Origin of the sequence: Marinobacterium sedimentorum, assembly GCF_024267675.1 — a bacterium.
GTDB classification, from domain to species: domain Bacteria; phylum Pseudomonadota; class Gammaproteobacteria; order Pseudomonadales; family Balneatricaceae; genus Marinobacterium_A; species Marinobacterium_A sedimentorum.
In genome coordinates, this window is the sequence record NZ_JALDYX010000017.1 from 92265 (window position 1) to 100258 (window position 7994).

Below are 7994 nucleotides of genomic sequence, written 5' to 3' on the forward strand. Positions count from 1 at the left end.
TCTGGGAATAACGGGGCTCGGCAGGGAACCGCAGGCTCCCTGCCGGTCAGGACAGGTGATCAGAAGATATCGGCGAAGGCGTGTACGTTGGAGGTGTTGTACACGAACGGCTCAGCCATGGCGGCGTTGCCCTGTTCATCCAGCTGGGCCACACCGATGCGCCCCATGCCCACTTCGGTGTCGCTGGCATTGCCCTGCACCAGATTGTACGAAATCATGGCGGCGGCGTAGCCCAAATCGATCGGATTCCAGATGGCGAAGCTTTTTACGGCGCCCGAATCCACATGCCCGGCCAGCTCCGATGGCAGACCCAGACCTGTGACATAAACCTCGCCGATGCGACCCTGATCCTGCACCGCCTGTGCCGCCGCCACAATACCTACGGAGGTCGGGGCAACAATGACTTTCAGGTTAGGGTGAGACTTGAGCAGACCCACGGTTTCGCGGTAGCTCTTGTCGGCCAGGTCATCACCGTACACCGTGGCGACCAGGTTCAGCTGCGGATACTGCGGCAGCACCTTTTTCATTTCCTCGATCCAGATATTCTGGTTGGTCGAGGTGGGGGTGGCGCTGAGAATGGCGATATCGCCCTGGTCGCTACCCGTGGCCTTCAGGGCTTCATCGGCCAGCTTGACGTTCATCTCGCCGATCAGCGAATTGCTGGAGGGATTGAGGTGTACCTGACGCCCCTCGGGTGCCACACCGGAATCCCAGGACACCACCTTGATACCGCGCTGCTGGGCTTTTTTCAGAATGGGTACCAGGGCATCGGTATCATTGGCCGATACCGCGATGGCATCCACTTTCTGCGCGATCAGTGAATTGATCACCTCGATCTGGCCTTCTGCGGTGGTCGATGTCGGACCGGTATAGATCACTTCCACATCGCCCAGCTCCTTCGCCGCTTCCTGCGCCCCCTGGTTGGCGGCCTCGAAAAAGCCGATACCCAGTGCCTTGACCACCAGGCCGATACGCACCGAATCCGCCTGAACCAGGCCACTGGTTGCCATTGCGGCTGCTACGAGGGCAGTTGCCATTATTTTCTTGAAAGGCATGTTTAGGTCTCCGTCTCGCTTGTTGTTGTTATATCGACAGTCACCCCAGGAGCCTGTCGGGCTTGGCCGATCGTAGATCAGTGTTAAGTCCGGCAGGCTCCCTGATGGGCGCTTGCTATTCGGCGACGGCTTCGGCTTTTGAGATAACGAGCCTGCAGCCGGCATCCTCTATCAGTTTTTGCGTTTTTGCATCGATACCGTCATCAGTGATCACGATATCCAGTTCCGACAGCGCACAGACAATCAGACTGCTGCGCTGTGAAAACTTGCTGCTGTCGACCAGCAGTACCCGCTGTTCCGCCTGTCGCAGCAGGCGTGTCGTGCCCTGCACGATTTGCGGGTCGGTTTCCATCACGCCCAGCGGGCCGACCCCCTGGGCACCGAAGAACATCCTGGCGGCATAGAAGTTGGCCGAGCCGTCTTCCGGAAACGGGCTCAGAATCAGATTCTGTTCCCGGTACACCTTGCCGCCCGGCAGCGTCACGCTGCACTTGCTGTGCTTGAGCAGATAGTCCGCAATGACAAAGGAGTTTGTCATGACATGTAGCTGCCGGTTTTTCAGGTACTCCGCCATCATGTAGGCCGTGGATCCGCCGCCAATGATGATCGACTCACCCTCTTCGCACAGTGCTGCTGCCTCCCTGGCGACCAGTCGTTTTGCCCTGGCGTTGATCGTTTGACTGATCGCAAAGGGACGTCCTGCAAGACCGGTTGATGTGGGTGGGTGCAGGGACTCGGCACCACCGCGCACTTTCCTCAGTTTGCCTGCCTTGTGCAGAAAGCTGATGTCTCGCCGGATTGTCGCCTCCGAGGCTTCCAGCAGTTCCACCAGGTAGCTGACAGTTGCTACCGGTTTCTCCGCCACCTCAGCCAGGATGATTCTATGTCGCTCACGTTCGTGCATAATCAGTCCTTGTTGGTCAATATGTCGCACACAAATGCGGATTGCAAGCGCTATATGATTTTTAATGATTACTTATGATTGGGATTGACTGATAAAAACAAGCGGCGTACATTATTTCAATCACAGTAGATCACAAAGCACAGCAAAACAGCAGAACCCGTCATGATTGTGACAATTTTTGCCTGATTCATCTAATAATTAGTAAAAGAGGTTGCCCCGTATGTCCGAACTCGACACCCAATCAAGCCTGATCCCCAATCGCTGGGACGATCACAAAGCCGCCGGCATGTCGGGGCCCGAATTACTCCGATACCGCTCCAACCTGCTCGGCTCGGACATGCGCGTCACTAACTACGGTGGCGGCAATACCTCCGGCAAGATCGGCTGCATCGATCCGCTCACCGGCGCCGAAGAAGAGATTCTCTGGGTCAAGGGATCCGGTGGTGATATCGGCAGCATGGATCTGGCCGGCTTCGCCACCCTTTATATGGACAAGCTGCAGGCCCTTAAAAAGCTGTATCGCGGGGCTGAGCACGAAGACGAGATGGTCGCCTACCTGCCCCACTGCACCTATAACCTGAACAGCCGCGCCGCCAGCATCGACACCCCGCTGCATGCCTATGTACCCTACAAGCACGTCGATCACCTGCACCCGGATGCCGTGATCTCCATCGCCGCCAGTAGCAACAGCCGCGAACTCACCGAGACCATCTACGGCAGCGAGATCGGCTGGCTGGCATGGCGCCGTCCGGGATTCCAGCTGGGCCTGGAACTGGAAAAGATCGCCGCCGAAAACCCGCACCTCAAGGGCGTCGTGCTGGAAGCCCACGGTCTGTTTACCTGGGCCGATACAGCCAAAGCCTGCTATGAAGTCTCGCTGGAAATGATCAATCGCGCCCAGACATGGCTGGATGACAGACTGCAGAATACCGCCGCCTTCGGTGGCGCCTGCCAGACTTCGCTGGCCGATAGCGCGCGCCATCGCGTGGCAAGCCGCCTGATGCCGATCATTCGCGGCAAGAGCAGCGAGCATCAGCGCCAGATCGGTCATTTCAATGACAGTCCCGCGGTGCTCGAGTTCGTCAACAGCCGGCAGCTCAAGCCACTGGCAGACCTGGGCACCTCCTGCCCGGATCACTTCCTGCGCACCAAGATCAAGCCGCTGGTGCTGGACTACAACCCGGATAGCGACAACCTGGATGCCATCATCGCCGGTCTTGATGACCAGCTGAGCGCCTACCGTGCCGATTACGCCGCCTATTACGAACGCTGCAAGCATGACAACAGCCCGGCGCTGCGCGATGCCAACCCGGTGGTTTATCTGATTCCCGGTGTCGGCATGCTGACGTTCGCCAAGGACAAGGCCACGGCACGCATTGCCGGCGAGTTCTATATCAACGCCATCAATGTCATGCGCGGCGCCTCGGGGGTCAGCGACTACATGGGACTGCCGGAACAGGAAGCCTTTGACATCGAATACTGGCTGCTCGAAGAAGCCAAGCTGCAGCGCATGCCCAAACCCAAGGCGCTGGCCGGGCGCGTTGCGCTGATCACCGGAGGCGCCGGCGGCATTGGCCGTGCCACGGCCGAGCGGCTGCTGCGTGACGGTGCCTGCGTGATGCTGACGGATATTGATCAAAACAGCCTGAACGAAACCCTCGAAGCCTTTCAGCAGGTCTTTGGCGCCGACGTGGTCGCCGCCATTCGCATGGATGTAACGGACGAGAATCAGGTCCAGCAGGCCTTCGATACGGCGGCGGTTTGCTTTGGCGGCGTCGATATTCTGGTCTCCAATGCCGGTATCGCCTCGTCGTCGCCGCTGGATGAAACCACGCTTGAGAACTGGAACTTCAACCAGAACATTCTATCTACCGGTTACTTCCTGGTGGCGCGCTCGGCCTTCACTATGATGAAGCAGCAGAAAATGGGCGGGTCCATCGTCTTTGTTGCCAGCAAGAACGGCCTGGTGGCCTCGGCCAATGCCGCCGCCTACTGCACCGCCAAGGCCGCTGAAATCCAGCTGGCCCGCTGTGTTGCACTCGAAGGTGCACCGCACGGCATTCGCGCCAATGTGGTGAACCCGGATGCCGTGCTGCGCGGCTCCAAGATCTGGACCGGCAAATGGAAGGAAGAACGCGCCAGTGCCTATCAGATGTCCACCGACGATCTCGAAGAACACTACCGTCAGCGCAGCCTGCTCAAGCGCAATGTGTTCCCGGAGGATATCGCCGAGGGCGTTTACTTCTTTGTGTCGGACATCTCCGCCAAGTCCACCGGCAATGTGCTCAATGTCGATGCCGGTCACGCGCCGTCCTTTACCCGATAAGCCCCTCGGGTCCCGCGGGGGCCCGACCCGTTTGAGGTTTGCACCATGACAACAAAAACAATGATCGACACTCAGCTCATCGCTGACCAGAATGCCGAGCTTAAAAACGCCCTGGACAGCGAGTACGCCGCCCTGGGCGAGAAACTGGCGCGCGCCGGCCAGAATATCGATGCCATCACCGAACAGGCGACCCACTTCGCCATCGCCCTGCCCTCCTGGGGCCTGGGCACCGGCGGCACCCGCTTCGCCCGCTTTCCCGAAGCCGGCGAACCGCGCAATGTCTACGAGAAGGTCAGCGACTGCGCCGTGGTCAACCAGCTCGGACAGGCCACGCCTGCGGTATCGCTGCACATTCCCTGGGATACACCGTCGGACCCTGCGGAGCTGCGCCAGTTTGCCGACGAGCGCGGGCTGCATTTCGATGCGATGAACTCCAACAGCTTCCAGAATCAGAAAGACCAGGCGCTGTCGTACAAGTACGGCAGCCTGAGCCACAGCGACAGGGCTGTGCGGGACCAGGCGGTGGAACACAATATCGAGGTGATTGAACTGGGCCGCAAGCTGGGCTCCAACGCCCTGACCGTCTGGGTCGGCGATGGCTCCAATTTCCCGGGCCAGCAGCATTTCTCCCGCGCCTTTTCCCGCTACCTGGACAGCGCGTCAGCCATCTACAATGCGCTGCCGGATGACTGGAGCATGCAGCTGGAGCACAAGATCTTCGAACCGGCCTTCTATTCCACCGTGATTCAGGACTGGGGCAGCAGCTACCTGGCAGCCACGCACATCGGTGAGCGCTGCAAGTGCCTGGTCGATCTTGGCCACCACGCGCCCAACGTCAATATCGAGATGATCGTGTCGCGCCTGGCCCAGTTTGGCAAACTCGGCGGCTTCCACTTCAATGACAGCAAATACGGCGACGACGATCTGGACAGCGGCTCAATCAACCCCTATCAGCTGTTCCTGGTGTTCAACGAACTGGTGGACATCAAGCTCAACCAGCCGAGCTTTGCACCTTTCTACATGCTGGATCAGTCACACAATGTCACCGACCCGATCGAAAGCCTGATCTACAGCGCCGCCGAAGTGCAGCGTGCTTATGTCAAGGCCCTGCTGATCGACCGCAATGCCCTGGAAGGCTATCAGGACGGCAACGATGCCCTGATGGCACAGGGCACCCTCAAGGCCGCCTACAACCTGGATGTCGAACCCATCCTGCAGATGGCACGCCTGCGCAGCAACGGCGCCATAAACCCGATCAACGCCTACCGCGCCAGCGGCTACCGGGAACAGTGTGGCAAGGACCGCCCGGCGAGCAAGAACAGCAGCGGCTCCGGCATCGTCTGACGCGACCCGCCAGGCTCGAACAGCCCCCCCGGCCCGCGTCTGCAAAGATGCGGCCGGGACTGATCCAACATCGGCTCATCTGAGCCGATTTTGCGTTATGCACCCCCCTCCCCCCGGATACACGCGGGCGGCCGCAGGCTCATAACAATAATGGAATATAAATTCCTTTCGTGTAATATATAGAACATTAGTTTCATAATAGTATTCAGTCCGGTGAGCTCGCGCCTTGCGCCACTCACCGCACAGGAGGGTCACCATGTTGAACCGCAGAACAAAAATCGTCGCCACCCTGGGGCCCGCCAGCACCTCTCCCGCCGTTATCGACCAGCTGATCCGGGCCGGCGTCAACGTGGTGCGGCTGAACTTTTCCCACGGCTGCGCCGAAGACCACCGCCTGCGCGCCGACCTGGTGCGCGAGCTGGCGCGCAAACAGGGTCGCTTTGTGGCGATTCTCGGCGACCTGCAGGGCCCCAAGATCCGCATCGCCCGCTTTGCCGACACCAAGGTGAGGCTGCAGACAGACGCGCACTTCGTTCTGGATGCGGCGATGGACAAGAACGCCGGCACCGCGCAGGCCGTGGGTATCGACTACGAGGCCCTGATCAGCGACAGCCGCCCCGGCGATATACTGCTGCTGGATGACGGTCGCATCGTGCTGGCGGTGGAGTCCGTGGCTGGCAGCCAGATTCACTGCCGCGTGCAGGTGGGTGGCGAACTGTCGAACAACAAGGGCATTAATCGCCTGGGCGGTGGCCTGTCAGCCGCGGCCCTGACCGACAAGGATCGCGAGGACATCCGCACCGCCGCGGCCATTGGCGTCGATTACCTGGCGGTCTCCTTCCCGCGGGATGCCGCCGACATGAACCTGGCCCGCGAGTTGCTGCACCAGGCCGGCGGCGACGCCCGGCTGGTCGCCAAGATAGAGCGCGCCGAAGCGGTGAATGATCACGCCGTGCTGGATGACATCATCCGCGCCTCGGACGTGGTCATGGTGGCCCGCGGCGACCTGGGCGTGGAAATCGGCGATGCCGAGCTGATCGGCGTGCAGAAACACATCATCGATCGCGCCCGGGCCCTGAACCGCGTGGTCATCACCGCCACCCAGATGATGGAGTCGATGATCACCAGCGCCATGCCGACCCGCGCCGAGGTATTCGACGTGGCCAACGCCGTGCTCGATGGCACCGATGCGGTCATGCTGTCGGCCGAGACCGCCGCCGGCGACTTCCCGGTTCAGACCGTGGAAGCCATGGCCCGGGTGATTATCGGGGCCGAGAAGCATGCCCGGTCGCACCGCTCCAACCACCGTGTCAGCGAAAGTTTCAGCGATATCGACGAAACCATTGCCCTGTCGGCCATGTATGCCGCCAATCACCTGGACGGCGTGAAGGCGATTATCTGCATGACAGAATCCGGCGACACGCCGCTGCTGATGTCCCGCATCAGCTCACAGCTGCCGATCTTCGCCTTCAGCGGACACACCCGCACCCAGAACCGGGTGGCGATGATTCGCGGTGTGCAGACCATCCCGTTTGACTCCGATGCGCTGCCCAACGAGGCCATCAACCGCCTGGCCGTGGAGCAACTGACTAATCGCGGCGTGATCACCGACGGCGACCTGGTCATCATCACCAAGGGCGATTACGTCAAGGCCCACGGCGGTACCAATACCCTGAAGATCGTCTGTGTTGGACAGACCATCCGTTAATGACCCTGCGAATCAGTGCCCATGAACCCCTGGCGACCAGCACAGGCCGGCGTCAAGGCGCCGTTTCGATAGCACTAACAGAGGTAAGCCCCATGCAAAGCCAGCATTCATATAAAGAACAGCAGCAGAACGCACAAGCGCAAGACTCCAGAGCCCAACGCCAGGAGTGGCCCAACGACTTCAACCTGCGGGCAGAAGCCGCGGAACAGCAGGAAGTGGTACGGGCCGCCAAGACCTGGCACCCGCGCCAGACTCCGCCCCTGAGCTGCTCCGAATACGATTTTTAGGCTCTGGCTCAGTGCACCAGGCACCAGGCACCAGGCACCGGAAAAATAGGCTGAAACACGAAATAGAGATTAATTAACCAAAAAAATCGGTCAAGAAAATGTATTTTGGTGTTTTTTTAGGTTAATAAACTAAAATTTCTCGACCAGGCGCCCTATTGCGGTTAGATTCTAAGCAGCGCCCAGGCCGTCACACCGGCGGCGCGAAGTCGCTCGCCGCAACCTTGCGTTCGAGCCGGGTGCAGATGCATTCGAGCAGAATCACCCTAACAACAAATGACGATACTCACAGAGGCAGACATGAGCAGCATTTCCCAGATCAAGGCGCGCGAAGTACTGGATTCACGCGGCAACCCGACGGTTGAAGCTGACG

The 7994-nt window shown here is 59.8% G+C and carries 6 protein-coding genes; 4 read left to right on the plus strand and 2 right to left on the minus strand.

The window, feature by feature from the left end; genetic code table 11:
* Window positions 1-59: 59 nt before the first annotated feature.
* Both rhaS and MRS74_RS14845 read right to left on the minus strand, forming a co-directional pair.
* Window positions 60-1010, minus strand: coding sequence for a rhamnose ABC transporter substrate-binding protein (gene rhaS / locus MRS74_RS14840; protein WP_254581058.1), 951 nt, complete (start codon window positions 1008-1010; stop codon window positions 60-62).
* Window positions 1011-1170: 160 nt separating this feature from the next.
* Complete coding sequence (locus tag MRS74_RS14845; protein ID WP_254581059.1) at window positions 1171-1959, minus strand: DeoR/GlpR family DNA-binding transcription regulator; 789 nt, start codon at window positions 1957-1959, stop codon at window positions 1171-1173.
* Window positions 1960-2179: 220 nt separating this feature from the next.
* Between MRS74_RS14845 and MRS74_RS14850 the strand changes: the two genes are divergently transcribed.
* The 4 genes from MRS74_RS14850 to MRS74_RS14865 all read left to right on the plus strand — a co-directional run bounded on the left by MRS74_RS14850 (window position 2180) and on the right by MRS74_RS14865 (window position 7624).
* Complete coding sequence (locus MRS74_RS14850; RefSeq protein ID WP_254581060.1) at window positions 2180-4285, plus strand: bifunctional rhamnulose-1-phosphate aldolase/short-chain dehydrogenase; 2106 nt, start codon at window positions 2180-2182, stop codon at window positions 4283-4285.
* A 45-nt stretch (window positions 4286-4330) separates the two neighbouring features.
* Entirely contained in the window at window positions 4331-5629 is a 1299-nt protein-coding gene (gene rhaI, locus MRS74_RS14855) for an L-rhamnose catabolism isomerase (RefSeq protein ID WP_254581061.1), read from the plus strand.
* Between the two features lie 259 nt (window positions 5630-5888).
* Window positions 5889-7337 carry a pyruvate kinase gene (gene pyk / locus MRS74_RS14860; RefSeq protein WP_254581064.1) on the plus strand — a complete coding sequence of 483 codons (1449 nt, stop codon included), beginning with the start codon at window positions 5889-5891 and terminating at the stop codon, window positions 7335-7337.
* Window positions 7338-7429: 92 nt separating this feature from the next.
* The gene (locus tag MRS74_RS14865) at window positions 7430-7624 is read left to right on the plus strand and encodes a hypothetical protein (protein ID WP_254581062.1); all 195 of its coding nucleotides are present in this window, start codon (window positions 7430-7432) and stop codon (window positions 7622-7624) included.
* Window positions 7625-7994 lie beyond the last annotated feature (370 nt).